Consider the following 24,731-nt stretch of genomic DNA (forward strand, 5'->3'; position numbering starts at 1 on the left):
GTAAATCTGAATTGGCGCCCATATAGCCCTGCAAGGCGGCGGCTTTCAAGCGCCCCTGCCCCGCTTTGCCCTTGTTCCGCGGGGTTTCGGGGATAAGCTGGCGCCATGACATATGATCAAGCCGTTTTGTTTGCGTTATTTGCTGCCGTCTTTGCCCTCTTGTTATGGGGGCGTTTCCGATACGATCTGGTGGCTTTTGCCGCGCTGATGGCGGGCGTGGTACTGGGAGTTGTGCCAGCCAAAGACGCCTTTGCCGGCTTCGGGCACCCTGCGACGCTGGTAGTGGCGCTGGTGCTGATCGTCTCTGCCGGGTTGGTGCGGTCGGGCGCAGTGTTCCTGATCACCCGGACGCTGGTAGACAGTGCGCGGGGCCTAGGCGGCCACATCGCGCTGATGGGCGGGGTTGGAGCCGTGCTATCGGCCTTCATGAACAACGTGGCGGCGCTGGCGCTGCTGATGCCAGTGGACATTCAGACCGCACGCAAGGCGGGCCGTGCGCCGGGGCTCAGCCTGATGCCACTGTCCTTTGCGACCATCCTGGGCGGCATGGCGACGCTGATCGGCACCCCACCCAACATCATCATCGCCGCGATCCGCGGCGAGACGCTGGGCGAGCCGTTCAAGATGTTCGATTTCGCCCCGGTCGGCGGGACTGCCGCGCTGGCGGGGCTTGCCTTTGTGGCGCTGATCGGCTGGCGGCTGATTCCGGCACGGGAAAACGCGGCAGGCGCGTCCGAGGCGCAGCTGGCGCCCTATATCGCCGAACTGACGGTGGGCGGCGGATCTGAGCTGATTGGCAAGCGGCTGGGGGAACTGGACGAAGAGGCCGAGAAGGCCGATGTGGCGATCCTGGGCCTGATCCGGGACGGCAAGCGGCGCTATGGGCGCTCTGCCGCGGCGACGCTGCGCGAGGGCGACACGCTGGTGATCGAGGCGGAACCGGACGCGCTGGACGAGTTCCGCAGCGCGCTGAAGCTGGAGTTTGCCGATGCCGCCCGTCAGGAGAAGCTGACGGCGGCGGGCGAAGGTCTGGAGCTGACGGAGCTGGTGGTGCCGGAGACCGCCCGCATCCGCGGCCGGACCGCGCAATCCATCGGGTTGGCCTGGCGCCAGAGCGCGGTGCTGCTGGGGATTTCCCGCCAGGGCACGCGGATCACCCGCCATATCCGCCAGACCGAGGTTGAAGCCGGCGATATCCTGCTGCTGCTGTCCCCGCGCGGACGCAGTGCCGATGTGGCGGATTGGCTGGGCTGCCTGCCGCTGGCCGCGCGCGGCCTGTCGGTGACGGCCAATGACAAGACCTGGGCCGCCATCGGGCTGTTCGCCGCCGCGGTGCTGGCGGCCTCTGTCGGGCTGCTATATCTGCCGGTGGCGCTGGGGCTGGTGGCCATTGGATATGTGCTGCTGAAGATCCTGCCAGTGGCAGAGATCTATGACCATGTGGAATGGCCGGTGGTGGTGCTGCTAGGATCAATGATCCCGCTGGGGGCGGCTCTGGACACATCCGGCGGCACGGCGCTGATTGCCAATGCGCTGACCGGTCTGACCGCGGGCCTGCCCGCCTGGGCGGTGCTGACGGTGTTGATGGTGGTCACCATGACCCTGTCGGATTTGCTGAACAACACGGCCACGGCGATTGTGGCAGCGCCTGTCGGCATCCAGATGGCGGAGACGCTGAGTGTCTCTCCGGATCCATTCCTGATGGCAGTGGCGGTTGCGGCCTCTGCCGCGTTTCTGACCCCCATCGGGCACAAGAACAACACGCTGGTGCTGGGGCCTGGCGGCTACCGTTTCGGGGATTACTGGCGGATGGGACTGCCGCTGGAAGCGCTGGTCATCGCCGTGTCCATTCCGGCGATTCTGGTATTCTGGCCGCTCTGAAGGCCGCGCGGTGGCAAACGGCTATTGCGATTGTTCCTGTTGAAGAGGCACCGCGCGGGCGGCGCCGCTGGTCTGGACCTGCGACACCAGTGCAATCGCGGCGGAGCCTGCGAGCACGACAAACAAAAACACTTTTCTGGAACTCATGGCCCTGGACCTTATGAAGACAATGCTCCCCTTCATATGGGCACTCGTTTAACAGTTTCATGTAAACGGGGTCACAGAAGGCGGTATTTCGCCGCTGATTTTAGCGTTTGGCTGGCTCAGAGCGGCCAGAAGAACGGGATGAGCAGCGAGGCCACCATGCCGACGGTCAGGTTCAACGGGATGCCAACGCGCAGGAAGTCGGTGAACTTGTAACCGCCGGGGCCGTAGACCAGCGTGTTGGTCTGATAGCCGATCGGGGTCGCAAAGGAGGCCGAGGCTGCCACCATCACTGCCACAACCAGCGGGCGCGGATCCACCCCCATGGCCTGCGCCAAGCCGATGGCAATCGGTGTCACCACCACCGCGACGGCATTGTTGGAAACCAGCTCTGTCAGCACCGAGGTCAAGAGGTAGACTGCCCAGACCAAGAGGAACGGCGGCAGCATCGACAGGCCGGGTGCGATGGCGTTCACGATCAGGGCAACCGCACCGGAGCTTTCCAGCGCCGCACCAATCGCCAACATCGAGAAGATCAGCGCCAACAGCCGCCCATCAACAAAGGAAAACGCTTCATCCGCGTCGATGCAGCGGGTGACAAAGACCAGCGAAACCATCAGCAGCGACAGCATCAGGATCGGTGCGACGCCAAAGGCGGCCAGCAGCACGATGCCCAAGAGCGCAACAACGGCGATCGGCGCATGGCTGCGGCGGTAGGCACGCTGGGTCGGCTGCGAGACGTCAGCCAGGTCCATGTCGGCGGCCAGGCGCTGGATATCGGCAGGCGCGCCCTCCAGCAGCAGAGTGTCGCCGACCCGTACCACCAGGTCATCCAGCTGCACGCCGATATTCTGGTTCCGCCGGTGCACCGCCAGCGTATAAACACCATAGCGGCGGCGCAGGCGCATGGCGCCAAGGCTGCGGCCCACCATGCGGCAGCCGGGGGTGATCAGCACCTCAACAGTCTGGGTCTCCACCGCGGAAACCTGATCAACCCGCTTCAGCTCCTTGTTCGACTGCAGGCTCAAAAGCTCTGTCATGCGGGTGCGCAGCACCACCCGGTCGCCGACCTGCAGCTCCACCCCTTGGAGGTTGCGGCGCAGCGAGGCGTCGCCGCGGATCACGTCGATGAGGCGCACGCCGGGGCGCTTGAACAGCTGCACGCCGGTGACTTCACGGCCAATGAGGTTGCTTTCCGGCGGAATGACCGCCTCGGTGAAGAATTTCATCTTCGATTTGTCACTCAGCAGCTCTGCCATGCTGTCGCGGGCGGGCAGCAGCCGTGGTGCGATGAAGCGCAGGTAAATCATGCCGTAGGCGACCAGGATCAGGCCCAGCGGGGTGACCTCGAAGATCGTGAAAGGCTTCAGTCCCTGGGCACGGGCCACACCATCCACCAGCAGGTTGGTCGAGGTGCCGATCAGCGTCAGCGTGCCGCCCAGGATCGCCGCATAGCTGAGCGGGATCAGCATCTTGGAAGCGGAGACGTTCAGGGTCCGGGCGATCTGGATGAAGACCGGGATCATCACCACGACGACCGGCGTATTCGACACCACCGCAGAGGCGGTGATGACAAAGCCCATCAGCAGGGCCACAGACAGCCGCGGGTTCACCTCTGCCTGTTTCTTGGCGATCTGGGTGAAGGCATCCAGCGCGCCGGTGCGCACCAGGGCGCCCATGATGATGAACATCGCCGCAATGGTCCAGGGCGCCGGGTTCGACAGCACCGGCAGCGCCTGGGCATAGGGCAGAACGCCGGTGGCCAGCATCGCCGCCACGCCGGTCAGCGCCACCACTTCTGTCGGATAGGTTTCCCGCAGGAACGCCACGAACATCGCCAGGACAATCACAAGCGCCAGCACCGCGCTGCCGGTGTCACCAAATTGGAAATACTGCATAAACCGTGACTTTGCCCATTTTGTTTAAGGCGGGGTTAGCGCCCCGCCATCGCGCAGTTTCCCTGAAACCCAAGGGCTGAGCAAGAATTTCCGCAAGGCCAGACGGTTGGCCGGCTCCAAATGGGATTTTTTACGGCAATCGGCCCGATCGGCGGCAATTCATCCCGGCGGCAGGCGGCGGCGAAGGCGAAAAGCGCCGCCTAAGGAGCGGCGTCCTGCAGCAGCCCGCCGTTGCGCACCATGCGAATCTGTTTAGCAGCACCGGTGCGGTCGTCGGTTTCGACAAACACGCCGGACAGGGTTGCCTCGCCGTTTGCCGGAGTAAACCGGGCCTTGGGCATCCCTGTCAGGAACCGGCGCATCGGTTCGGCCTTGTCCATGCCGATCACGGAATTGTAGTCGCCGCACATGCCCGCGTCGGTCAAATAGCCGGTGCCTTCGGACAGGATCTGCGCATCCGCCGTCGGCACATGGGTATGGGTGCCCACTACCAGTGAGGCGCGGCCATTGCAGAAATGGCCCATTGCCATCTTCTCCGATGTTGCCTCGCAGTGCATATCGACGATGATCGCCTGCGCCAGCCCGCCGCGGGGGTGCGATTTCAGCACCGCTTCCACCGCGCCGAAGGGATCGTCGAAGGCGCGTTTCATGAACACCTGGCCCAGCGCCTGGACCACCAGCACCTTGCGCCCGCCCGGCGCGTTGAACAGCCGGTAGCCACGGCCCGGCGCGCCTTTGGCAAAGTTCAGAGGCCGGATGATGCGCTGTTCCTTCTCGATGAACTGCAACATGTCCTTCTGATCGAAGGCATGATCGCCCAGCGTCAGGCAGTCGACGCCCGCGTCCAGCAGCAGCTTGGCGTGCTCGCCGCTCAGCCCCATGCCGTTGGAGGCGTTTTCGCCGTTCACCACAACAAAATCGAGCCGCCACTCATCACGCAGCCGCGGCAGGGTTTCGGTAATGGCACGGCGCCCGGCGCGGCCCATCACATCGCCAAGGAAAAGAATACGCATGCCCGGCTGGTAGGCAACGCGGCGCCAAAGAGCAAGGCCCCGCGGTGTGTTTTCGCGTCAGTGTGGCGCCGCGTTCAGCTGTAGGCGCCCGCCGAGTAGGTCAGCTCGTAACCATGCGAATAGATCTCAAACACATTGCCAAAGGGGTCTTCGACATAGACCATGCGATAGGGTTTCTCGCCGGGAAAATACTCCCGCACAGGCATCCGCTGCTTGCCGCCGGCCGCGACGATTTTCTGTGCCAGGCCCTCAACGTCGGGGTCCTGCACACAGAAGTGGAACAGGCCGTGACGGCGGAAGTCCAGATTATCCGAAGGCGCGTAGTTTCCATCGAATTCGAATAGCTCAATTCCGACGCGGTCAGCGGTGGACAGATGGGCAATGCGCAGCCGCGACCAGCCCGCCCCCAGGACATCAGTGCACATCCGGCCGATATCGCTGTCGTCCTCAACCACTTCTGTTGGGCTCATAATAACGTAGAAGCCCATGACTTCGGAGTAGAACTTCACCGCGGCGTCCAGGTCTGGAACCGACAGGCCGATGTGGGAAAAGCTGCGCGGGGAGGTCAGCATGATAGTCTCCTTGGCTGATGTTTCGCTTGTTTCGAGCCGGAGATAGGCTTGCAGGATCTGAAAGAAAAATTATCATTCTTTATGCTATTCATAACGAATTGAGACAAAGATGCTGAACGCCGCCTGGCTGGACACCTTTACCGTTCTGAGCGGATCGGGCAGTTTCACCCGCACCGCAGCGCGTCTGAACATGACCCAGCCCGGGGTCACGCAGCACGTCAAAAAGCTGGAGCAGCAGGTGGGCAAACCGCTGCTGGTCCGCCATGGCAAAAGCTTCAGCCTGACGGAGGCAGGCGTTGCGGTGGCCGCCCTTGGCCGCAGGCGCCAGGCTGAAGAAGAAGCGCTGCGCCAGGATCTGGGCCAGGATGATCCGGGCCGCGGACATGTGCGCATCGCCTGCCCGGGCGGTCTGGCTGTACTGATTTACACCAAGGTGGAGGCGCATCTGGCGCGCTGGCCGGAGCTTGTGCTGTCGCTGCAAGCGGCACCGCAAGCGTCAATCGAATCCCAGCTGCTGTCGGGAGAGCTTGATTTGGGCATCCTGCACCGCAAGCTGGATGCACCGCGGCTAACGGCAGAACGGCTGGGGCGTGATCCGTTGAAGATGCTCCTGCCGCCGGATGCGGCGGACAGGCCCGATTTTGAAGCGCTGCAAGAGCTGGGGCTGGTGGATCACCCCGACGCCGCCGCCCTGGCGGACCGTCTGCTGGCGGCAAACTATCCCGGCTACCGCGGCGCTGCGGGGGTGCGCAGGCGGGCCTTTCTCAACCAGATCAGCCAGATCCTGAGCCCGGTGTCTGCCGGGGCCGGCTACACCATTCTGCCGCAAAGCGCGGTTCTGGCGCAGCAGGGCCAGGGGCAATTCCGCACCGCAACCCTGGAGGCGCCGCTGGAGGATGATCTGTGGCTGGTTCGGCAGCGGCATCAGACGCCCCCGGCCCGGCTTGCCTTCTTCGAGGCGGCAATCAGGGACGTCTGCGCCAGGCTGGCGGATTAGAACTGCAGGATGCGGCTTTCGGTAACGATCATGTCGAGCGGCTGGTCGGTCGGCTCCAGCGGCAGGTCCTCTGCCTCTTGCGCGTCGAAGGCAAAGCCAATGGCCAAAGTAGCGCGCTTGCCGCGCAGCAGCTCCAGGGTGCGGTCGTAGAACCCGCCGCCATAGCCCAAGCGCCCGCCTTTGATGTCGAAGGCAACCAGCGGCACCACCAGGATTTCCGGCTCAAGAAAGTCATCCACTTCCGGCACCATGGCGCCAAAGGGGCCTTCGCGCAGCGCCCCTTCGGGCTGCCAGCGGCTGAACTTCAGCGGCTGGCCGGCACCCATGATCACCGGCACACCGACAGGCCCATGGGCCGCAGCCTCAGCCATGGCGGGCAGCGGGTCGATTTCGGTGCGGATCGGCATGTAGCCCGAAAGCGGCACGCCGCGGTAGCCGGCCAGAACCTCCGACAGATGGCCAGCGGCGCCGGGGATGTTACGCGCAAAAGCTTCCTTGCGGCGGGCAAAGGCGGCCTTTCGGGCAGCGGCCTTGATTTCGGTCAGATCCGTCATGGCGGTCTCCTAGAGCAGTAGAGCGGCCGCAAGGCCCAGAAAGGCGAAAAAGCCCACCACATCAGTTACGGTGGTCACAAAGGCGCCTGAAGCCAGCGCCGGGTCAATTCCGGTTTTCTCCAATAGAACCGGGATCACGGTGCCCGCCAGCCCGGCCACGACCAGATTGATTACCATAGCGACGGCAATCACAACCCCCAGCATCGGCGAGCCGAACCAGGCAAGCCCCACCAGCCCCATCACGATGGCAAAGATCACCCCGTTGACCAGCCCCACCAGCACTTCGCGCCGGATCACCCGCCAGACGTTGGAGCCGGTGAGGTCGCGGGTGGCAATCGCGCGCACCGCCACCGTCAGCGACTGGGTGCCTGCGTTGCCGCCCATGGAGGCGACGATCGGCATCAGCACGGCCAACGCCACGATCTGAGCAATTGCCGCCTCGAACTGAGCGATCACCAGGGAGGCCAGCACCGCTGTCACCAGGTTCACAGCCAGCCAGGGAAAGCGGCGCTTGGTGGTTTCGATCACCCGGTCGGCAAGCGAGCTTTCCTCGCCCACGCCGGCGAGGCGCAGGATGTCCTCCTCGTGCTCTTCGTCCAGCACGATCATTGCGTCGTCGATGGTGATGACGCCGACCAGCCGCCCTTCGTCATCGACCACCGGGGCCGAAATCAGGTGGTACTGGTTGAAGGCGTAAGCCACGTCTTCCTCGTCCTGGTCAGCGGGAATGACCTGAAAGGTGTCCTCGACCAGATCGGTCAGCGGCACATGGCGCTTGGTCGCCATGATCCGGCCCAGGGTCACATTGCCGATCGGGTGCAGGCGCGGGTCGACCAGGACGACATGATAGAACTGTTCTGGAAGATCGTCGGAGTTTCGCATGAAATCAATGGCCTGCCCGACATTCCAGTGCTCAGGCGCCATCACCACTTCACGCTGCATCAGACGGCCGGCGGAGTTCTCCGGGTAGCTGAGCGACTGTTCGACCGCGACCCGGTCAGCATCTTCCAGCGCGTCCAGGATGGCTTCCTGCTGCGGCACCTCCAGGTCTTCAAGCAGGTCGACGACATCGTCGCTCTCCAGCTCCCGGACCGCGTCGGCCAGCACCAGCGGGTTGAGGGTCTCGATCACCTCCTCACGGATGCTTTCATCCAGTTCCGACAGGATCTCGCCGTCGAACTCCCGGTCGTAAAGACGGATCAGGCTGATCCGGTCGTCGGAATTGATCTGTTCCAGAAGGTCGGCGATGTCGGCTGCGTGCAGATCTTCCAGCAGCTCTGTCAGGGCTTGCTGATCGCCCTGCTCTACCGCGTCCAGAACCTGCGCAACCAGCTTGCGGTCGAGGTCATAGGCGTCTTCCTGAGACTGGTCGCCGGTGATGTTGTCGCCGCTGCTCATCTGATGCCCCCCGGATTTTCTTGGTCTTTGCGTGCAAAATAGAGGACGCCGCCACCGGAAAACAATGCCGATGCCGCAATTTACCCGCGCCCCTTCGGCGGGTATCCTGCGCGGAGCAATTTTGCAAGGAAAGGGTTCAGCGCATGGGCACCGCATACATCCTGAAGGGGCAGGTTCTTGCCTTTTCCGCCTCTCCCTTTACGGGCGAACGCCCGCAGGACGCGGCCCGGCTGCTGGAAGCGGTGGCGGTGCTGGACGGGAAGATTGCGGGCACCGGCACACTGGCGGAGATGCAGGCGCTGCTGCCGGAGGCGGAGACCGTGGATCACTCCGGCAAGCTGATCATGGCGGGATTTGTCGACGCCCATGTGCATTACCCGCAGACCGCGATCATCACCAGCTGGGGCAAGCGGCTGATCGACTGGCTGAACAGCTATACCTTCCCGGAGGAGATGCAGTTTGGCGACCGTGCCTATTCCGATGAAATCGCCAACCGTTATTTGGATCTGACTGCCGCCCACGGCACCACCACGGTTTGCAGCTATTGCACCATACACCCCGAAAGCGTGGACGCGTTTTTCACCGCCGCCCAGGCGCGCGGGCAGCGGGTGGTTGCGGGCAAGACCTGCATGGACCGCAATGCGCCGGAAGGGCTGCGGGACACGGCGCAGTCAGCCTATGACGATAGTGACGCGCTGATCGGGCGCTGGCACGGGGTGGACCGGCTGGAATATGCCATCACCCCGCGGTTCTCCCCCACCTCCACCCCGGAACAGCTGGAGGCGATGGGGGCGCTGTGGGCCAAGCACCCGGAATGCCTGATGCAAACGCATCTGAGCGAACAGACCGACGAGATCGAGTGGGTGAAGTCGCTTTTTCCGCAGGCCCGCGATTATCTGGACACCTATGAAGAGTTCGGCCTGTTGGGCGCCAAGGGGCTGTATGGCCACGCCATTCACCTGGAAGAGCGCGAGCGGCACAGGCTGCGGGACTACGGCGCGGCGCTGATCCATTGCCCGACGTCGAACACTTTCATCGGCTCCGGCCTGTTCGACACGGCCGGGCTGATGGCGGAGGGGCAGCGGATCGGCCTTGCCACCGACACCGGCGGCGGTTCCAGCTTTTCGATGCTGCGCACCATGGCGGCGGCTTATGAGATCGGCCAGCTGCGCGGCACCCCGCTGCACGCGGTGCAGCTGCTGTGGCTGGCGACCCAGGGCTCGGCCACGGCGCTGCGGATGGAAGGCAAGATCGGCAATATCGCGGCAGGCATGGAGGCGGATCTGGTAGTGCTGGATCTGGCCTCCTCCCCGGCCATCGCCCAGCGGTCCGCGCGGGCCGAAGACATTTGGGAAGCGGTGTTCCCGACCATCATGATGGGCGATGACCGGGCCATTGCCGAGGTCTGGATCGGCGGAAGCCGGGTTTAGGAGAGGCGCTGGCGCGCCTCTGCCTCCGGCGGGGATATTTGAAGCCAGAAGAAGGGGCTGTCTCTCAATCCATCAGGCGCTGCGCCAGCTGCCCATGGCGTTCGATCAAGCGCGGCAGGTCGAGGGTAGTGACTTCGCCATTGCGGATGATCTGCTTGCCCTCGGCAAACAGGTGCTTGACCTGGGTTGGGCCGGCCAGCAGCAGCGCGGCGGCGTCCCAGCTGCCGCTGGAGACGATGCCACGGGTGTCCCAGACGGCGATATCGGCGCGCTTACCTGGCTCCAGGCGGCCGCAGTCGGGACGGCCCAGCACATCGGCGCCGCCGCGAGTGGCGATCTCCAGCGCCTCATAGGCGCTCATCGCGTCAGCCCCGTTTGCCACCCGTTGCAGCAGCATGGCCTGGCGTGCCTCCGCTGCGAGGCTGGCCATGTCGTTGCTGGCGGAACCGTCCACGCCCAGTCCCACCGGCACGCCTGCATCGCGCATAGCGCGCACCGGCGCGATGCCGCTGCCGAGGCGGCAGTTGGAACAGGGGCAATGAGCCACGCCGGTGCGGGTTCTGGCAAAGAGATCAATCTCTTGCGCGTCAAGCTTGACGCAGTGGGCATGCCAGACATCATCGCCGGTCCAGCCCAGCTCCTCGGCGTATTGGCCGGGGCGGCAGCCGAAGCAGGCTTCAGAGTAGGCGATATCCTCGTCGTTTTCGGCCAGGTGGGTGTGCAGCATTACGCCCTTGTCGCGGGCCAGCAGGGCGGCATCGCGCATCAGTTCGCGGCTGACGGAGAACGGCGAACACGGCGCTAGGCCGACCCGGCACATGGAGCCTTCTTCCGGGTCGTGGAAGGCGTCCACGACCCGGATCATATCGTCAAGAATGGCTCGCTCTTCCTCGACCAGGCTATCGGGCGGCAGGCCGCCATCGCTTTCGCCGATGCTCATGGCGCCGCGGGTGGGATGAAAGCGCAGGCCAACCTCACGGGCGGCATGGATGGTGTCCTCCAGCCGGGCGCCGTTAGGGTAGAGATACAGGTGGTCGGAGCTGAGCGTGCAGCCAGACAGCGCCAGTTCAGCGAGGCCGAGCTGGGCGGAGACGAACATCTCGTCGGGACCAAAGCGCGACCAGATCGGATACAGTGTCTGAAGCCAGCCGAACAGCAGCGCGTCCTGTCCGCCGGGCACCGCGCGGGTCAGGTTCTGGTAGAGGTGATGATGGGTGTTCACCAGCCCGGGAGTGACAACGCAACCGCGGCCGGAGACCACATCGCCATTGGTCTGCAGCCCCTGCCCCACGGCAGCGATCACACCGCCGCGGATCAGCACATCAGCGCCATGCAGCACACGGCGGCTGTCGTCCATCGTCAGGACGGTATCAGCGTTTTGTATCAGGATCTCTGTCATATCCACACACTCCAATAGACAGCCCGCTTCATGGGAATGTGTGATCGGCCGATGGAAAACGGGCGAAGAACCGGCCTGTTTGGAAACTACAGGCCAGGGCGGCCAGTTTCAACCCGTTTGCGTCTGGCGCAGCAGGTCCAGGGCGGCAGCGTGGATCTCCGCATTGGCCGCAGCCAGGGCCCGGCCGCCATTGTGGGCCGGGTTGCCGTCCCAATCAGTCACGATCCCGCCCGCGGCCTGGATCACCGCAATCGGCGCCTGGATGTCATAAGCGTTGAGGCCCGCCTCGATCACCAGATCCGCCTGCCCTGCCGCTACCAGCGCATAGGCATAGCAATCCATGCCATAGCGCGTCAGCTTGGCTTGCGCCGCGACGCGTTCAAAACCTGCACGCTCTTCCGCGGTTCCGACCTCAGGGAAGGTGGTGAACAGGATTGCATCCGACAGCGCCGCTGTGCCGCGGGTCCGCAAAGGCATTTCACCCAGCGGACCGGTCATCGCGGCAATCTCTGCCCCGCCGCAGAAACGCTCGCCAGTATAGGGCTGGTCAATCACGCCCAGGAACGGGCCGTTTTCATCCGCCAGCGCAATCAGCACCCCCCAGGTTGGGGTGCCGCTGATGAAACCGCGGGTGCCGTCGATCGGGTCCAGAACCCACGTCCGCCCGGATGTGCCGGACGCGGAGCCGAATTCTTCTCCCAGAATTCCGTCATGCGGGCGCAGCTCCGCCAGCACTGCCCGCATCGCCTGTTCAGCGGCGCGGTCGGCAACCGTGACCGGATCAAAGCCCCTGTCGAGCTTGTTCTCGGCGGTCAGGGCAGATGTGCGGAAATGCGGCAGGATGGCACCGCGCGCGGCGTCCGCCATCCTATGTGCTACGTCAAGATCGGTGAGTGCGGCCTGTGTCATAGCCTGACCGGTGCCATCCGGTGCTTCAATTTGCAAGCGCAAAACCCGCGATTGCCGGTCTTGCGCTGCTCAGGTGTCTTGGCCGTTGTCCGGATTTCAGGCGACGTCGCTCAGCACCCGCGCCAGTTCAAACAGGCGGCGGCGCTGGTTTTCCGGAATTGCATAATAGGAACGCACTAGGTCCAGTGCTTCTTTATCTCCCATCAGGTCTTCCGGCACGGATGCTTTTTCCGCAGGCGCCTTGCCCTCTTCCTGCAGCCCTTCGAAGAAGAAACTGACCGGAACCTCCAGGGCGTCGGAAATATCCCAGAGCCGGGAAGCGCTGACCCGGTTTGCACCGGTTTCATACTTCTGAATCTGCTGGAATTTGATGCCGACCTGTTCGGCGAGTTGCTGCTGCGTCATGCCGATCAGCCACCGGCGGTGGCGGATGCGCTTTCCCACATGCACGTCAACGGGATGAGCCATGCGTTTCTCCTAGTCTCATAAATCCGGTCGTTACCCGGACCGCTTTTCCTATAACCTGTTCTGGCAGTTTTAAACTTTGCCGGAAACCGGGTTCCCCATCAGAGCGATCCAAGCTCAACCTCTAAGTAAAAGTGTACAACCCTTACGGTTGATTGCAAGACTGCCGTCGCCTGGAACAGGGGCCGGAATGTCAACCACATGATTTCAAATATCATTTTTCTAAAGGTTTTGTTGCCAAGCAGCTGGCGATCACGTACCTCCCCAGAAATAGCGAGGTGTGTTCTGCTTCCGAACACCGCCAGTGTCGACGTGCGAATCACTCGGATTCCCGCAGAAGGTGAGGAGAAATCATGCAAGCCTTTCAAGTTTCCGCTATTGGCAAACCCGCGGCTTTGACGCAGGCAGCCTGCCCGCGCCCCGGCCCCGGACAAGCCGCTGTCGACCTGCGCGCCTGCGGCTTGAATTTCGCCGATCTCCTCATGATGAAAGGCACTTATCAGGACACACCGGAGCCGCCGTTTACCCTGGGACTGGAAGCTGCAGGGGTGGTCACATCGCTCGGCAGCGGCTCTGAGGGGTTTACAGCCGGCGACCGGGTGGCAGTTTTCAGCGGCGCGGGCGGGCTGGCAGAAGCCGGGGTATTTGACACGGAGCGGCTGATCCGCATCCCCGATACCATGAGTTTCGAACATGCCGCCGCCATGCAGATCGCCTATGGCACCAGCCATATGGCGCTGGATCATTGCGCCCGGCTTCAGCCAGGCGAAACCCTGCTGGTCACGGGCGCGGCGGGCGGTGTCGGGCTGACGGCGGTGGAAATCGGCAAGCTGATGGGGGCAACGGTGATTGCCCAGGCCCGCGGCCGGGACAAACTGGAGGTGGCGGCAGCCGCCGGTGCGGACCACCTGATTGACGCCGGCGAGGACCTGCGCAGCGCGGTAAAGGCACTGGGCGGGGCCGATGTGGTCTATGACGCAATCGGCGGTGATGTCTGGAAGGCGGCTTTCCGCTCTGCCAATCCCGGCGCCCGGCTGCTGCCGGTGGGCTTTGCCGGCGGCGAGGTGCCGCAGATCCCTGCCAACCATCTGCTGGTGAAAAACCTGACGGTGATCGGCTTCTATCTGGGCGGCTACATGAAATTCCGCCCCGAGGCGGTGCGCCGGTCGTTTGAGACGCTGTTTGCCTGGCACGGCGAGGGCCGGATAAAGCCGCATATCAGCCACACGCTGCCGCTGGCGCAGGCCACCGAGGGGCTGGAGCTGCTGCGCAGCCGCAAATCCACCGGCAAGGTGGTGATCACCATGGGCGGCAGCTGACGCGCTGTCCCCGTCCCGCCAAAGGCGGGGCAGCTCCCGCCCGCTGACAGCGCATTTTTGCAAAATGCACCGCAGCCGTTGGGCCAGGCTCAGCGCCTGCGGGCGCGGGAGTTCCGCCCTGCCCGCCTGCACCAACGCTTTTCCTGGTGGAGAGCATTGCCGCAGCTTTCCGCCCGCCAGTATTTCAGCTGGCGGCCCGCAGCGGCGTGGCCCACAGCCCCTGGAAGCCCTGCCGGATAAACTCCGCCAGTTCCTCGACGTAAGGGGCATGCACGCGCTCCGCTCCGTAGAGATTGATGTGCTGCATCGGCAGCTCCGGCAGGCCGCTGCCCTGGGGAATCAGCTCCTGATAAGACGGCTGGGTCCCTTCCAGCAGCACCCCCGCGGCCAGATCGGCGCTGACGGTTGCCTCGACCGTGCGGTCGGAATCGCTGTCCAGCGCCATTTCCCATTCGATGCCGGCCTCATCCAGCGCGGCCGTGGCCACCGGGCGGAAACTGCAATTGCGGCAAAAGCCAAGCCGCAAGGGACGCTGCCGCCAGACTGACCCGCCGGGCGCGCCGACCCAGCGCAGCGGCATGCTGTGAATGGTCTCGCCGCCCTCACCCGCGCCGGTCTCCGTCGTCAGGATCAGGTCGAAGGCACCGCGCGCGAACTCGGTCTTGAGATCGCGGGTGTTAGAAGTGCAGAGGTTCACATTGACCCGCGGATAGCTGAGGTTGAACCGCTTCAGCACCTGCGGGATCACCGGGTGCACCACATCATGCGGCACCCCCAGCAGCACCTCGCCCTCAAACGCCTGATCGGTCAGCCGGCTGATCACCTCATCATTCAGCGCCACCATCTTACGGGCATAGCCCAGCATCTGCTCGCCCTCGGCTGTCAGCGCAATGGTGCGCCCGGACCGGTCCAGAAGGTCCAGCCCCAAAAGCTCCTCCAGCCGTTTCATCTGCATCGAGACCGCCGACTGGGTCAAATGCAGGAAACCGGCGGCACGGGTCACCCCGCCGTATTCCGCCACCGCCACAAAAGAGCGGAGCGTGGTGATATCGAGATTTCTTACCATCACAGAACCTGATTCATTGGATCAAAAACATTCGTTTTTAAAATATGGCACACAGGCCCATATTCATCAACACAATTGATCACCCAGAAGGGATGCATCACAAACGCAACTGAAGGACCAAGCCCATGACCCTCGCGACCTCAAACTGCACCACCTCTTGCCACAGCGCCAAGCCGCAGCTGTCCCTGACCGCCCGCCTGCGGCTGCACATGGCGGCCTGGCGCCAGCGCCGGCAGCTGGCGCGGCTGGACGCCCGCGCGCTGGAGGATATCGGCGTGACCCGCGCCCAGGCAGACGCAGAGGCCCGCGGCGGGTTTTGGAAGGCGCCGGATCACTGGAGTTTCTGATCAGGTTGCACGCCTGTTCACAGCCTCTTTGCAGACGGGCCGCGGCCTTGCGGCCCGTTTGGTTGTTTTTCATGTATTTCTTTGTCTGAAATACTTGAACCGAACTCCGCTTCACCCGATATTTGGCAGGAAAGCTGCCGCCCGCGGTCCCGTTCGTGTGCCGGCAGCGAGGGAGTAGACCACGGAGACCATTCAATATGGCACAATTCGACACCATCCGCTCTGCCGCCGGCGCCCGCGCCCAGCAGATTGACGAGGGCCTGCGCGCCCATATGAACAAAGTCTATGCCACCATGTCGGCAGGCACGTTCATCACCTTCCTGGCCGCCTGGGCAATTGCAGGCCTGGCCGTGACCACTGATCCGGCAACCGGCAGCAAGGCCTTCACCCAGATCGGCTATGCGCTTTATGCTTCGCCGCTGAAATGGGTCATCATGTTTGCGCCGCTGGCCTTCATTTTCGGCATTGGCGCTGCTGCCAACCGCATGTCCGCGGCCGGCGTGCAACTGCTGTTCTATGTCTTCGCAACCGTGATGGGCCTGTCGATCAGCTCGATCTTTCTGGTCTTCACCGGCGAAAGCATCGTGCAGGTCTTCCTGATCACCTCCATCGCCTTTGCGGGCCTGTCGCTGGTGGGCTACACCACCAAGAAGGACCTCAGCGGCATGGGTTCCTTCCTGATCATGGGCCTGATCGGCCTGATCGTGGCCTCGATCGTCAACATCTTCCTGGCCTCTTCGGCGCTGGCCTTTGCGGTTTCGGTGATCGGCGTGCTGATCTTTGCGGGCCTCACCGCCTATGACACCCAGCGGATCAAGAACGATTACCTGCAGATGGCCCATTCCGGCGATCAGGAGTGGCTGGCGAAATCCGCGATCATGGGCGCCCTCAGCCTCTACCTGGACTTCATCAACATGTTCATGATGCTGCTTCAGCTGCTTGGTAACCGCGAATAAGCGCAAGCCGAATTCCAACACAGCGAGGGGCGGATCACAGCGATCCGCCCCTTCTTCTTTTTGAACCATAATAAAAAGGGGCAGACCCATGAAAATCATTGAAATCAAAACCGGCGAGGCGCACCGCTTGCTGCCGCTGCTGCAGGATCTGCACGCTCTGCACGCCGCCTATCAGCCAGAGCGCCACATTCCGGCGCCGGGAAGCGAGGCGCTGGCCGCCTGGCTGCGGGAGTGGCTGGAAGAGGAACAGGTCTGCGCGCTGGCGGCAGAGAGCCCGCAGGGCAAGCTGCTGGGCTACGCGGTCTATGAGCTGCAGCACCGCCCTGCCCTGCCGGTCCGCCCGGCAGAAACGCGCGCCATGCTGCATCACATCTCTGTCACCGAGGCCTGGCGCCGGATGGGGGTCGGCAAAGCGCTGGTCGAAGCCATGAAGGCAAGGGCGCTGGACGCGGGCGCCACCGTGATCGCCGCGACCTATGCCCCCTTCAACACCGCCTCAGCGGCGCTGATGAAGGGCATGGGCATGGAACCGGTGCTGACAATGGCAGAATGGCGCCGCTGACCTCAGGAACCCCCGTCCGAGCAATCCAGCCCGGCGGACAGCGCAATTGTGCCGCGGCGGCTGGAGACCTCGCGGACTTCGCCGTCCGGGCGGCAGCCGGAGGCCCGGCTGACGAGGTCGAGAAACTCTGCCTGCGGGATCGCTGGCAGGCTGGGAACAGCGCTGTTATCCGGCACACTCAGCATTGCCATGCCGGCGCTGCCGGAGCGGACCAGGCAGAGGGCCAGATCCCGCCCCTGCAGCTGCACGATCTTGTCGATAACAGCGCGGTCCGGCGCGGCCGGTTCCGCCGCCTTATGCAAGGCGGGCGGCGTGGCGTGCAGATGCACTGCCGCGACCGGCGGCGGCGGCGGGACCGCTGTTGCCGCATCAAAGGAACTGGACACCGGCGCCCCGGCGGCGGCCATCATTGCCGCAAACAAATAAACCCTCACAGCACATCCACCCGTCTGTTCATTAACCCACGGCAGCAACCTGGGCGCGGAATGCGGCGCAAACATGCCGTAATGCGGGACGCCGCGCGAAAACCACCCGGCATTTTCAGACAATTCAAGAGGCTTCCGGCGGCAGGACTGCGCCCGGAAACAGAAAACGGGCCGCGGCAGCCGCGACCCGTTTTCAGAAAATCTATCCCAAAGGAAGGCTTACTTGATTTTGCCTTCTTTGTACTCGACGTGCTTGCGCACAACCGGGTCGTATTTGCGCACGACCATTTTCTCGGTCATGGTGCGTGCGTTTTTCTTGGTCACATAGAAGTGGCCGGTGCCCGCGCTCGAGTTCAGGCGGATCTTGATGGTGGTCGGCTTCGCCATGGTGCTTCTCCTGCGTCCGAAAAGGCAGGGGCCTCTCGGTAAATTCCTATCTGAAGCCCGGCTTTTACCCGCCCTGTGCTGCAAGTCAACAGCCAAATCGCCCGGAAGCCGCCGCCAAGGGCCAATTCTGCCAGCCAGGCGGCGGAATTGGGGTTTACAACTGCTTTCCCCCTGTTGGGACGCGGTGAAACGTAGCCTTACCCGCCGTTTGCCCCATTTCAATGGCTGAACCAGCCGCACCACAGCCCAAGGGCCTTGCCGATGCCTGAGCACAGGGAGACCAGCCAGACAGATCCGCAGCCGAATCCTCTGGTGCGGGCGGTGGCCGGGCTGGCGGTTTCCCTGCAGCACAAGCTGCTGGCTGCCTTTCTGACCGGCACCGCGCTGGTGATCCTGCTTGCCGTTCTGGGGCTTCAGACGTTGCAGCAGGCAAATGAACGAACCCGCCTTCTGATCCGCGATCAGCAGCAGATCGCAACCTACAACCGCATCTATCAAAGTGCAGGCGACACCATGGTATTTGCCCTGTCCAGCAAAACCGGGTCTCCTGGACGGATGGGGGTGCCCTCTGCGCAGGCCCTGAACGAAGCCAATGACCTGACGGTGATCATCGCCCGTTACGCACGGAAAGTGGAGCGGCAGAAGCTGCCAAAGGATCCCCGGCTTGCGGACCTGCAGAGAACCGCAAACCGCCTGCCGGGGGTGGCAGCAGACCTCGTGCAGGCGCGCAGGTCGGGTGAGATGGCCAAGATCGCGGAGCTGGTCGATAAGCAATTCACCCCGATCGCCCTGAGCCTGCAACGCGATGCCTATACAATCGCCAGAGACATCGAAACCCGGATGAACCGGCGCGCACAGGAAACCGCCAGAGCCTACGGGCGCGCCCGCGCCCTGGTCATCGGGGCCAGCGTGGCAGCGGTTCTTTTGTCGCTGCTGGCGGGCTATGCGATTTCCTCCTCCGTGCTCTGGCCGGTGGAGCAGATCGGCCGCACACTGAGTTCCGTCGCCTCCGGGAATTTCACGGCCCGGGCCAATGTCCCCAACGGGGATGAATTCGGCGGGCTGGCACGGAATGTGAACAGCATGAGCCGCGAACTGGGCATGCTGTACGAGGAGGTCAACGCCCAGAAGGAGGAGCTGCAGTCCTGGAACAGCCAGCTGGAGCGCAAGGTGGCACAGCAAGTGGCAGAGCTGGAACGGACCAGCCGCCTGCGCCGTTTCCTGCCAGAGCCGGTGGCGGCGATGATCGTGAATGCGGGTGAGGGCAGCACCCTGCTGAACAGCCGGCGCCGCACCGTGACGGTTCTGTTTGCCGATCTGCGCGGCTTTACCGCCTATGCCAGCGCGGTTGCTCCTGAACAGGTGATCGCCGCGCTCAACGCTTTCCATCAGGCCTCTGGCCCGCTGATTGAGAACGCCGGCGGCACGCTGGAGCGGTTTTTGGGCGACGGCCTGCTGGTATTGTTCAACGCGCCGCTGCCCTGCGAGGACCCGGCCAGACGGGCGCTGGCCCTGGCACAGCAGATGCAAGCGGTCTTTCCCGCGGCGATGCGTCCCTTTCAAACCGGCGGCAGCCGGATCGGCCTCGGGATCGGAATTGCCACTGGCGAGGCAACAACCGGCCAGATCGGCTTTGAGGGGCGGCTGGATTATGCCGCGATTGGCGCCGCGCCGAATCTGGCAGCCAGGCTTTGCGGCAAGGCGGGCAGCGGGCAGATCCTGCTGTGTGAAACCACAGCCCGGGCCCTTGGCGCGGGCCTGCAAAAGGCCGGTGTGTTCGACCTCAAAGGTATTCCCGGGCCGGCAACCGCGTATGAACCGGAGAAACGCGCAGAAGGCCTGTAAGCCGGATCCTGTCCCCCCTGCCCCGTAAGGCAGGGCTCGACGGCCATTCATCTAGGCGGCGCATTGCTGCGCCGCTCAAGCTGCCAACCCGGTCCCTCTCGGCTGAAGCGAACCTAGCGGCGGTTTTCCGGCGGACCGGAACCTGCCCGCGCGGGGACCCTATTTGGCATTGCTCCCGGTGGGGCTTGCCGTGCCGCCCCTGTTGCCAGGGGCGCGGTGGGCTCTTACCCCACCGTTTCACCCTTACCAGCCCGGAGGCTGGCGGTCTGTTTTCTGTGGCGCTTTCCGTCGGGTTTCCCCGCCCGGGCGTTACCCGGCACCGCTGCTTCATGGAGTCCGGACTTTCCTCGCGGAGCTTGCGCCCCCCGCGGCCATCCAGCCTTCTGCGCGGCCGCAGGCGTAGGAACATTGGCTCTCGGCGTCAAGCGGATAGTTTAGCGAAGGGGCGCTGCCCCTCTTGGCCTGGCGGCCAATTCACCCAGGGATATTTTCAGCCGGATGAAGAAGGGATCCAGCCTTCTTCTGGCCCAAATATCCCGGAGCGCGAGGCAGAGCCTCGCAAAATACCGGCCCTTAGCAGACCAGCGGGTGCAATGGCAGGAAATCCTCAGCCGAAAGCGGCCCGCGCGCCCAGGGCCGGAACCGCAGCCGAACGGCCGTCAGAAGCGTTTGGTCGTCTGCCGGGGCCGTGAAACCAGCTGCGGCGGCGGCTTTGCGAAAGCTTGGAAAGGCCACTGGCCCCGGCCAGGGTGCGCCAGCCCCGTCCGCAGCCAGGCCTTGCCGGGCCAGCCGCGCCCAGTCGAACCGCGGGCCCGGATCGAACTTGCGTCCGGGCGCCATGCAGGAATGGCCGATCACCCCCGCAGGCGGGATGCGCCAGCGCTGCATGACGCCGCGCATCAGACCTTCGAGCGCCGCCATCTGCAGCGCGCTGAACGGATGGCTGCCAAGGTTATCCAGTTCGATGCCGACGGAGCGGGAGTTGATGTCCCCCTGGCCGCGCCACTCTCCGGCTCCGGCGTGCCAGGCGCGGCTGTCTTCGGCCACCATCTGCCAAAGCGCGCCATCCGCGCCGATCAGATAATGGGCCGAGACTTCTGCCACAGGGTCGCAGAGCCGTTCCAACGCGGCCTGCGCGCCATCCATGGCAGTGTAGTGCAAAACGATCAGGGACGGCTTCAAACCGTCCCTGCGCGGCCCGAAATTCGGGCTGGGGTGCCAGATTGCACCCGGCTGGTCAGGCTGGCGCGGATCCGCTGCCATCAATCCTGCACGGCAAGCCGGTAGGGCGCCGGGTCCCAGCCGCAGGCAAAACCGTCACCGTCCGGGTCCAGGGCCTTGCGGTCCCGCTGCGGGCCTCCGGCCTCAAGGAAGGCAACCTGGGCCTGATCGGGAGAGGCGAATTCTGCGCAGTTGCGCTTGCTGCGGGCCTGCAGGTTGATGCCAGCCCGGCTGTAGACGCGCACGCCTTTGGGATTGGAAGTGCTGAGCGCATAGCGGACGATGTTGGGCCCCGCGCCCTCTGTCCGTTGCGGCACCGCCACTGGCTGCACCTGCTGGTACTGCGCCCGCTGGCGCTCCAGCCGGGCGGCATCGCTTTCGATTGACTGACGGGCCGAGACCGCCTGGAAATCATTCTCATCCGAGATACCGGCATTGCCAGCCAGTTCCGGTGCCGGGTTGGAGGGGCTGGCCTGAAGCGGCGCAACGCCCGAATTGGCCTGAGAGGCCGCCAGGGCGGCCGCGGCCTCGCGGGCGATATCCTCATCGGTGACGGCAGCCGGGGCGGCCGGTGCCGGCGCAGGCGTTGAGGGCGCAAAGGTTCCCGCCGCAGCAACAGATCCGGGGCTGCGCGGTGCAGGAGAGACCTGGAACGGCTCGGAAGAAACCCGTGCGGGCGGCACCAGCGGTTCGCCGGTGATGGTCGTTCCGGCGGCCGGCGGCGGCGCAAAGGGGTCGCCGTCGATGCCAACGCCTGCGGCGCTGTCCGGAACCTGGGGGGAACAGGCAGCCATAACCAGAAGGCTGCCTGCGGCGGCGTAAGATGCGAATGCGCGCATGGGGTACCTGTCAGCTCTGCTCAATTGCTTGCGCAGAGGTTTACCACCATTGCTGCGGCTTGGCTACAAAGCCGGCCGCATTCTCCAGCGCATAGGCAGTGTTCAGCAGATCACCCTCTTCCCAGGGCTTGCCGATCAGCTGCAGGCCCAGCGGCAGGCCTTGGGCATCCAGCCCTGCGGGCACCGCAACCCCCGGCAGGCCTGCCAGGTTCACAGTGACTGTGAACACGTCATTGAGGTACATCTGCACCGGATCCGCGTCCTTCATCTCGCCCAGGCCAAAGGCCGCGGACGGGGTGGCGGGGGTCAGGATCGCGTCGACACCAGCGGCAAAGACGTCCTCGAAGTCCTTTTTGATCAGGGTGCGGACGCGGCGGGCGCGGTTGTAGTAGGCATCATAGAAACCTGCCGACAGAACATAGGTGCCGACCATCACCCGGCGCTGCACCTCGTGACCGAAGCCCTCGGCGCGGGTCTTCTCGTACATTTCGGTGATGCCGTCGCCCGCTTCCAGCGTGGCGCGGCGGCCGTAGCGGACACCGTCATAACGCGCCAGGTTCGACGACGCCTCAGCCGGGGCAATCACGTAGTAGGCGGGCAGCGCATACTTAGTGTGGGGCAGCGAGATATCGACGATCTCAGCACCGGCTGCTTTCAGCATCTCGGCGCCGTCGGTCCACAGTTTTTCGATCTCGCCCGGCATACCGTCCATGCGGTATTCCTTGGGGATACCGATTTTCTTGCCCTTGATGTCGCCGGTCAGCATCGCCTCGAAATCCGGCACCGCCAGTTCGGCAGAGGTCGAATCCTTGGGGTCGTGGCCGCACATGGCTTCCAGCATGATGGCAGCATCGCGCACCGATTTGGTCATCGGGCCTGCCTGATCCAGCGAGGACGCAAAGGCGACAATGCCCCAGCGCGAGCAACGGCCGTAGGTCGGCTTGATGCCGACAGTGCCGGTGAAGGCCGCGGGCTGGCGGATCGAGCCGCCAGTGTCGGTGCCGGTCGCCGCCAGGCAGAGGTCGGCCGCCACAGCAGAGGCGGAACCGCCGGAGGAGCCGCCCGGGGTCAGCTGGGCGTCGTCATTGCCGCGGCGCCAGGGGCTGACCGCATTGCCGTAGACGGAGGTCTCATTAGAGGAGCCCATGGCGAACTCATCCATGTTCAGCTTGCCCAGCATGACGGAGCCCGCGTCTGCCAGCTTCTGGCTGACGGTGGATTCATACTCCGGCTTAAAGCCTTCGAGGATCTTCGAGGCCGCCTGCGAGGGCACGCCCTTGGTGCAGAACAGGTCCTTGATGCCGATCGGCAGGCCGCACATGGAGGGAGCATCGCCCGCCTTGATGCGGCCGTCCGCAGCCTTGGCGCGTTCCATCGCCAATTCAGGCGTTTTGTGTACAAAAGCATTGAGCGCATCAGCCGCATCGATTGCCTTGAGGCAGGCCTCGGTAAGCTCGACGGAGGTGGTGTCGCCCTTGCGCAGCGCGTCGCGGGCCTCTGCCAGGCCCAGTTTGTTCAGATCGCTCATGTCTTTCACTCCACGACTTTGGGCACTGCGAAGAAACCTTCGCGGGCGTCCGGCGCATTGGCCAGAACCTTGTCCTGCTGGCCGCCGTCGGTGACTTCGTCCACCCGGCGCTTCAGGCGCTGCGGGGTGACAGAGGTCATCGGCTCGACGCCCTCGACATCCACCTCGTTCAGCTGCTCGATGAAGCCCAGGATATTGTTGAACTCGTCTGCCAGCGCCGGCAGAGCGTCGTCCTCGACCTTGATCCGGGCCAGTTTGGCCACCTTGGCGGCGGTGCTTTGGTCAATCGACATGGAAACCCTCATCTGGTGTTGGCTAGGCATTTACCGCCGCACCGTCCGCGCTGCAAGCCTGCGGACGAACCCCATGCAGCACAGTATGCCATTTTTTCCTTGCACTTTCCGGACCGCGCCACTCAACCTCCACAGGCAAGCCCCCGCTCCATATCAAAGCCAGGGCGCGGCAGATGTATTTAAGTATTTCATTCGGAGTTAAAGATGACCGTCTTTTCCACAGGCAAGAAGAACAACAGCGCCGCCTTCCGGGATATTGCCCCCGGCCATGACATCTGGCGCGATGCGGGCGGCACCGACACGCTGGTGCTGCATAGCCACACGGGGCCTTTTCTACCGCCCGCCTGGCAAATCAAGGCCAGCCAGGAAGGGCTGACGGTGACCAGCTGGGATGATTCCTCGCTGCTGATCGAGGGGGACCATGCCAGCGGCGAAGGCGCCGAGTTCATCAAGCATAAGATCACCGCCTGGAAAGACGGGCAGAAACAGACGGAAACGGCGCTGCTGGAAATTGTGACCGGCCGGGAAGCCGTCTCAGCCCTGACGGTTGACGGGACACTGGACAGCCACGCCGCCATCATCGCCGATGGCCGGGACGATGTGATCCGGGCGCCGTCGGCGGGAACGGCCGGAGCGGGTTTCAGCGAAATTTATGGCAACGGCGGAAACGACAGCATTACCCTGTCCGATACCTTCCAGTTCAGGGCTTTTGGCGGCGGCGGGCATGACATCCTGCGCGCCCAGGGCAGCCCGGATACAGTGCTGGCCGGCGGGCGCGGCCGGGACACTTTGATTGGTGCCGCCGGGGATGATCTGATGCATGGCCAAAGCGGCGCCGACCTGATGCGCGGCGGCCGCGGCGATGACACGTTGAACGGCGGCAACGGCGAGGACACGCTCAGAGGCGGCGCGGGCGATGATGAGCTGTCGGGCGATTCATTCGGCTTTGGCCTGCGCAACAGTATTCGCGACCGGCTGCATGGCGGCGCCGGAAACGACACGCTGCACGGCGGATCGGACCGGGATGTGCTGACAGGCGGCTCCGGCGCGGATGACTTTATGTTCCAGACAGGCGCCGGTCCGCGGACGGACATCATCACCGATTTCAATGCCGCAGAGGACCGCATCTTTCACGACAACCACACCTCCCCCGGCCGCTACAGCGTGCGCCACGATGACGGAGACACTTTCCTGCGCTTTGGCGGCAATACCTTTGCCATCCTGCGGGACGTGGAGCTGACGCTGGCCGAGATTGACCTGAACAGCTGGTAGCCCAGGGCAAA

The 24,731-nt window shown here is 64.1% G+C and carries 24 protein-coding genes, 1 other RNA gene and 1 pseudogene; 9 read left to right on the top strand and 17 right to left on the bottom strand.

Annotated features, from left to right (window positions below; all coding sequences use genetic code 11):
* The first annotated feature begins 105 nt into the window (after positions 1-105).
* Positions 106-1,881 carry an SLC13 family permease gene (locus ACXAHG_RS04540; protein ID WP_475056113.1) on the top strand — a complete coding sequence of 592 codons (1,776 nt, stop codon included), beginning with the start codon at positions 106-108 and terminating at the stop codon, positions 1,879-1,881.
* Between the two features lie 21 nt (positions 1,882-1,902).
* On the opposite strand, the gene ACXAHG_RS04545 is transcribed toward ACXAHG_RS04540, so the two are convergent.
* The 4 genes from ACXAHG_RS04545 to ACXAHG_RS04560 form a co-directional block, all read right to left on the bottom strand.
* Complete coding sequence (locus tag ACXAHG_RS04545; protein ID WP_475056114.1) at positions 1,903-2,028, bottom strand: hypothetical protein; 126 nt, start codon at positions 2,026-2,028, stop codon at positions 1,903-1,905.
* 116 nt (positions 2,029-2,144) lie between these two features.
* Positions 2,145-3,923, bottom strand: a complete 1,779-nt coding sequence (locus tag ACXAHG_RS04550; protein ID WP_475056115.1) for an SLC13 family permease — start codon at positions 3,921-3,923, stop codon at positions 2,145-2,147.
* A 200-nt stretch (positions 3,924-4,123) separates the two neighbouring features.
* Positions 4,124-4,936: a TIGR00282 family metallophosphoesterase gene (locus ACXAHG_RS04555; protein ID WP_475056117.1), complete on the bottom strand. Its 813-nt coding sequence runs from the start codon at positions 4,934-4,936 to the stop codon at positions 4,124-4,126.
* 74 nt (positions 4,937-5,010) lie between these two features.
* A complete protein-coding gene (locus tag ACXAHG_RS04560) occupies positions 5,011-5,508 on the bottom strand; it encodes a lactoylglutathione lyase family protein (RefSeq protein WP_475042310.1) in 498 nt (165 codons plus the stop codon).
* 109 nt (positions 5,509-5,617) lie between these two features.
* Between ACXAHG_RS04560 and ACXAHG_RS04565 the strand changes: the two genes are divergently transcribed.
* A complete protein-coding gene (locus ACXAHG_RS04565; protein WP_475042309.1) occupies positions 5,618-6,505 on the top strand; it encodes a LysR family transcriptional regulator in 888 nt (295 codons plus the stop codon).
* On the opposite strand, the gene ACXAHG_RS04570 is transcribed toward ACXAHG_RS04565, so the two are convergent.
* Together ACXAHG_RS04570 and mgtE are read right to left on the bottom strand one after the other, a co-directional pair.
* Positions 6,502-7,059: a 5-formyltetrahydrofolate cyclo-ligase gene (locus tag ACXAHG_RS04570; protein WP_475042308.1), complete on the bottom strand. Its 558-nt coding sequence runs from the start codon at positions 7,057-7,059 to the stop codon at positions 6,502-6,504. The two genes, ACXAHG_RS04565 and ACXAHG_RS04570, sit on opposite strands and share 4 nt — an antisense overlap.
* Positions 7,060-7,068: 9 nt before the next feature.
* A complete protein-coding gene (mgtE, locus tag ACXAHG_RS04575; protein WP_475042306.1) occupies positions 7,069-8,457 on the bottom strand; it encodes a magnesium transporter in 1,389 nt (462 codons plus the stop codon).
* A gap of 143 nt (positions 8,458-8,600) precedes the next feature.
* On the opposite strand from mgtE, the gene guaD reads away from it, so the two are divergent.
* On the top strand, positions 8,601-9,887 hold the full coding sequence (gene guaD, locus ACXAHG_RS04580; RefSeq protein WP_475056119.1) for a guanine deaminase: 1,287 nt from the start codon (positions 8,601-8,603) through the stop codon (positions 9,885-9,887).
* A gap of 64 nt (positions 9,888-9,951) precedes the next feature.
* On the opposite strand, the gene ACXAHG_RS04585 is transcribed toward guaD, so the two are convergent.
* The 3 genes from ACXAHG_RS04585 to ACXAHG_RS04595 form a co-directional block, all read right to left on the bottom strand.
* Positions 9,952-11,286: an 8-oxoguanine deaminase gene (locus tag ACXAHG_RS04585; RefSeq protein WP_475056121.1), complete on the bottom strand. Its 1,335-nt coding sequence runs from the start codon at positions 11,284-11,286 to the stop codon at positions 9,952-9,954.
* 108 nt (positions 11,287-11,394) lie between these two features.
* Positions 11,395-12,195, bottom strand: a complete 801-nt coding sequence (gene hisN / locus ACXAHG_RS04590; RefSeq protein ID WP_475042302.1) for a histidinol-phosphatase — start codon at positions 12,193-12,195, stop codon at positions 11,395-11,397.
* Positions 12,196-12,291: 96 nt separating this feature from the next.
* Complete coding sequence (locus tag ACXAHG_RS04595) at positions 12,292-12,663, bottom strand: helix-turn-helix domain-containing protein (RefSeq protein WP_291728680.1); 372 nt, start codon at positions 12,661-12,663, stop codon at positions 12,292-12,294.
* Between the two features lie 350 nt (positions 12,664-13,013).
* On the opposite strand from ACXAHG_RS04595, the gene ACXAHG_RS04600 reads away from it, so the two are divergent.
* Positions 13,014-13,979, top strand: a complete 966-nt coding sequence (locus ACXAHG_RS04600) for an NADPH:quinone oxidoreductase family protein (protein WP_475042300.1) — start codon at positions 13,014-13,016, stop codon at positions 13,977-13,979.
* A gap of 184 nt (positions 13,980-14,163) precedes the next feature.
* On the opposite strand, the gene ACXAHG_RS04605 is transcribed toward ACXAHG_RS04600, so the two are convergent.
* On the bottom strand, positions 14,164-15,045 hold the full coding sequence (locus tag ACXAHG_RS04605) for a LysR family transcriptional regulator (protein WP_475042299.1): 882 nt from the start codon (positions 15,043-15,045) through the stop codon (positions 14,164-14,166).
* A gap of 125 nt (positions 15,046-15,170) precedes the next feature.
* Between ACXAHG_RS04605 and ACXAHG_RS04610 the strand changes: the two genes are divergently transcribed.
* The 3 genes from ACXAHG_RS04610 to ACXAHG_RS04620 all read left to right on the top strand — a co-directional run bounded on the left by ACXAHG_RS04610 (position 15,171) and on the right by ACXAHG_RS04620 (position 16,910).
* Positions 15,171-15,392, top strand: a complete 222-nt coding sequence (locus ACXAHG_RS04610) for a DUF1127 domain-containing protein (RefSeq protein WP_475042297.1) — start codon at positions 15,171-15,173, stop codon at positions 15,390-15,392.
* A 197-nt stretch (positions 15,393-15,589) separates the two neighbouring features.
* Positions 15,590-16,348, top strand: coding sequence for a Bax inhibitor-1/YccA family protein (locus ACXAHG_RS04615; protein WP_475042296.1), 759 nt, complete (start codon positions 15,590-15,592; stop codon positions 16,346-16,348).
* Positions 16,349-16,436: 88 nt separating this feature from the next.
* Positions 16,437-16,910, top strand: coding sequence for an N-acetyltransferase family protein (locus ACXAHG_RS04620; protein ID WP_475042294.1), 474 nt, complete (start codon positions 16,437-16,439; stop codon positions 16,908-16,910).
* 2 nt (positions 16,911-16,912) lie between these two features.
* Here the strand turns inward: ACXAHG_RS04620 and ACXAHG_RS04625 are convergent, their stop codons facing one another.
* Both ACXAHG_RS04625 and rpmG read right to left on the bottom strand, forming a co-directional pair.
* The gene (locus tag ACXAHG_RS04625) at positions 16,913-17,344 is read right to left on the bottom strand and encodes a hypothetical protein (protein WP_475056123.1); all 432 of its coding nucleotides are present in this window, start codon (positions 17,342-17,344) and stop codon (positions 16,913-16,915) included.
* Positions 17,345-17,554: 210 nt separating this feature from the next.
* Positions 17,555-17,722 (bottom strand): 50S ribosomal protein L33, encoded by a 168-nt coding sequence (gene rpmG / locus ACXAHG_RS04630; protein WP_008554190.1) that lies wholly within the window; start codon positions 17,720-17,722, stop codon positions 17,555-17,557.
* Positions 17,723-18,562: 840 nt separating this feature from the next.
* Here rpmG and ACXAHG_RS04635 point away from each other — a divergent pair.
* Positions 18,563-19,453: pseudogene (locus ACXAHG_RS04635) on the top strand (adenylate/guanylate cyclase domain-containing protein); the annotation flags it as partial.
* Between the two features lie 95 nt (positions 19,454-19,548).
* Here the strand turns inward: ACXAHG_RS04635 and rnpB are convergent.
* The 5 genes from rnpB to gatC all read right to left on the bottom strand — a co-directional run bounded on the left by rnpB (position 19,549) and on the right by gatC (position 23,448).
* An RNA gene (gene rnpB / locus ACXAHG_RS04640) (RNase P RNA component class A) lies at positions 19,549-19,954 on the bottom strand.
* A gap of 186 nt (positions 19,955-20,140) precedes the next feature.
* On the bottom strand, positions 20,141-20,830 hold the full coding sequence (locus ACXAHG_RS04645) for an N-acetylmuramoyl-L-alanine amidase (RefSeq protein WP_475042290.1): 690 nt from the start codon (positions 20,828-20,830) through the stop codon (positions 20,141-20,143).
* Complete coding sequence (locus ACXAHG_RS04650) at positions 20,830-21,627, bottom strand: hypothetical protein (RefSeq protein WP_475042289.1); 798 nt, start codon at positions 21,625-21,627, stop codon at positions 20,830-20,832. The genes ACXAHG_RS04645 and ACXAHG_RS04650 overlap by 1 nt, the downstream gene beginning before the upstream one ends.
* Before the next feature lie 40 nt (positions 21,628-21,667).
* Complete coding sequence (gene gatA / locus ACXAHG_RS04655; protein ID WP_475042288.1) at positions 21,668-23,155, bottom strand: Asp-tRNA(Asn)/Glu-tRNA(Gln) amidotransferase subunit GatA; 1,488 nt, start codon at positions 23,153-23,155, stop codon at positions 21,668-21,670.
* Positions 23,156-23,160: 5 nt separating this feature from the next.
* Positions 23,161-23,448 (bottom strand): Asp-tRNA(Asn)/Glu-tRNA(Gln) amidotransferase subunit GatC, encoded by a 288-nt coding sequence (gene gatC / locus ACXAHG_RS04660; protein WP_475042286.1) that lies wholly within the window; start codon positions 23,446-23,448, stop codon positions 23,161-23,163.
* A 204-nt stretch (positions 23,449-23,652) separates the two neighbouring features.
* Here gatC and ACXAHG_RS04665 point away from each other — a divergent pair, with 204 nt between their 5' ends.
* Positions 23,653-24,720, top strand: coding sequence for a calcium-binding protein (locus ACXAHG_RS04665; protein WP_475056124.1), 1,068 nt, complete (start codon positions 23,653-23,655; stop codon positions 24,718-24,720).
* Positions 24,721-24,731 lie beyond the last annotated feature (11 nt).

The organism is Leisingera sp. ABD4_442, assembly GCF_056160905.1.

What these genes read in the sequence shown, in the direction of transcription:
- hisN (WP_475042302.1), bottom strand. Translation starts at nt 12,195, where the DNA reads ATGACACAGGCCGCACTCACCGATCTTGACGTAGCACATAGGATGGCG.
- gatC (WP_475042286.1), bottom strand. Translation starts at nt 23,448, where the DNA reads ATGTCGATTGACCAAAGCACCGCCGCCAAGGTGGCCAAACTGGCCCGG.
- ACXAHG_RS04595 (WP_291728680.1), bottom strand. Translation starts at nt 12,663, where the DNA reads ATGGCTCATCCCGTTGACGTGCATGTGGGAAAGCGCATCCGCCACCGC.
- ACXAHG_RS04650 (WP_475042289.1), bottom strand. Translation starts at nt 21,627, where the DNA reads ATGCGCGCATTCGCATCTTACGCCGCCGCAGGCAGCCTTCTGGTTATG.
- ACXAHG_RS04540 (WP_475056113.1), top strand. Translation starts at nt 106, where the DNA reads ATGACATATGATCAAGCCGTTTTGTTTGCGTTATTTGCTGCCGTCTTT.
- ACXAHG_RS04545 (WP_475056114.1), bottom strand. Translation starts at nt 2,028, where the DNA reads ATGAGTTCCAGAAAAGTGTTTTTGTTTGTCGTGCTCGCAGGCTCCGCC.
- gatA (WP_475042288.1), bottom strand. Translation starts at nt 23,155, where the DNA reads ATGAGCGATCTGAACAAACTGGGCCTGGCAGAGGCCCGCGACGCGCTG.
- ACXAHG_RS04645 (WP_475042290.1), bottom strand. Translation starts at nt 20,830, where the DNA reads ATGGCAGCGGATCCGCGCCAGCCTGACCAGCCGGGTGCAATCTGGCAC.
- mgtE (WP_475042306.1), bottom strand. Translation starts at nt 8,457, where the DNA reads ATGAGCAGCGGCGACAACATCACCGGCGACCAGTCTCAGGAAGACGCC.
- ACXAHG_RS04620 (WP_475042294.1), top strand. Translation starts at nt 16,437, where the DNA reads ATGAAAATCATTGAAATCAAAACCGGCGAGGCGCACCGCTTGCTGCCG.
- ACXAHG_RS04605 (WP_475042299.1), bottom strand. Translation starts at nt 15,045, where the DNA reads ATGGTAAGAAATCTCGATATCACCACGCTCCGCTCTTTTGTGGCGGTG.
- ACXAHG_RS04615 (WP_475042296.1), top strand. Translation starts at nt 15,590, where the DNA reads ATGGCACAATTCGACACCATCCGCTCTGCCGCCGGCGCCCGCGCCCAG.
- ACXAHG_RS04665 (WP_475056124.1), top strand. Translation starts at nt 23,653, where the DNA reads ATGACCGTCTTTTCCACAGGCAAGAAGAACAACAGCGCCGCCTTCCGG.
- ACXAHG_RS04550 (WP_475056115.1), bottom strand. Translation starts at nt 3,923, where the DNA reads ATGCAGTATTTCCAATTTGGTGACACCGGCAGCGCGGTGCTGGCGCTT.
- ACXAHG_RS04610 (WP_475042297.1), top strand. Translation starts at nt 15,171, where the DNA reads ATGACCCTCGCGACCTCAAACTGCACCACCTCTTGCCACAGCGCCAAG.
- guaD (WP_475056119.1), top strand. Translation starts at nt 8,601, where the DNA reads ATGGGCACCGCATACATCCTGAAGGGGCAGGTTCTTGCCTTTTCCGCC.
- ACXAHG_RS04565 (WP_475042309.1), top strand. Translation starts at nt 5,618, where the DNA reads ATGCTGAACGCCGCCTGGCTGGACACCTTTACCGTTCTGAGCGGATCG.
- ACXAHG_RS04585 (WP_475056121.1), bottom strand. Translation starts at nt 11,286, where the DNA reads ATGACAGAGATCCTGATACAAAACGCTGATACCGTCCTGACGATGGAC.
- ACXAHG_RS04600 (WP_475042300.1), top strand. Translation starts at nt 13,014, where the DNA reads ATGCAAGCCTTTCAAGTTTCCGCTATTGGCAAACCCGCGGCTTTGACG.
- ACXAHG_RS04570 (WP_475042308.1), bottom strand. Translation starts at nt 7,059, where the DNA reads ATGACGGATCTGACCGAAATCAAGGCCGCTGCCCGAAAGGCCGCCTTT.
- ACXAHG_RS04560 (WP_475042310.1), bottom strand. Translation starts at nt 5,508, where the DNA reads ATGCTGACCTCCCCGCGCAGCTTTTCCCACATCGGCCTGTCGGTTCCA.
- rpmG (WP_008554190.1), bottom strand. Translation starts at nt 17,722, where the DNA reads ATGGCGAAGCCGACCACCATCAAGATCCGCCTGAACTCGAGCGCGGGC.
- ACXAHG_RS04555 (WP_475056117.1), bottom strand. Translation starts at nt 4,936, where the DNA reads ATGCGTATTCTTTTCCTTGGCGATGTGATGGGCCGCGCCGGGCGCCGT.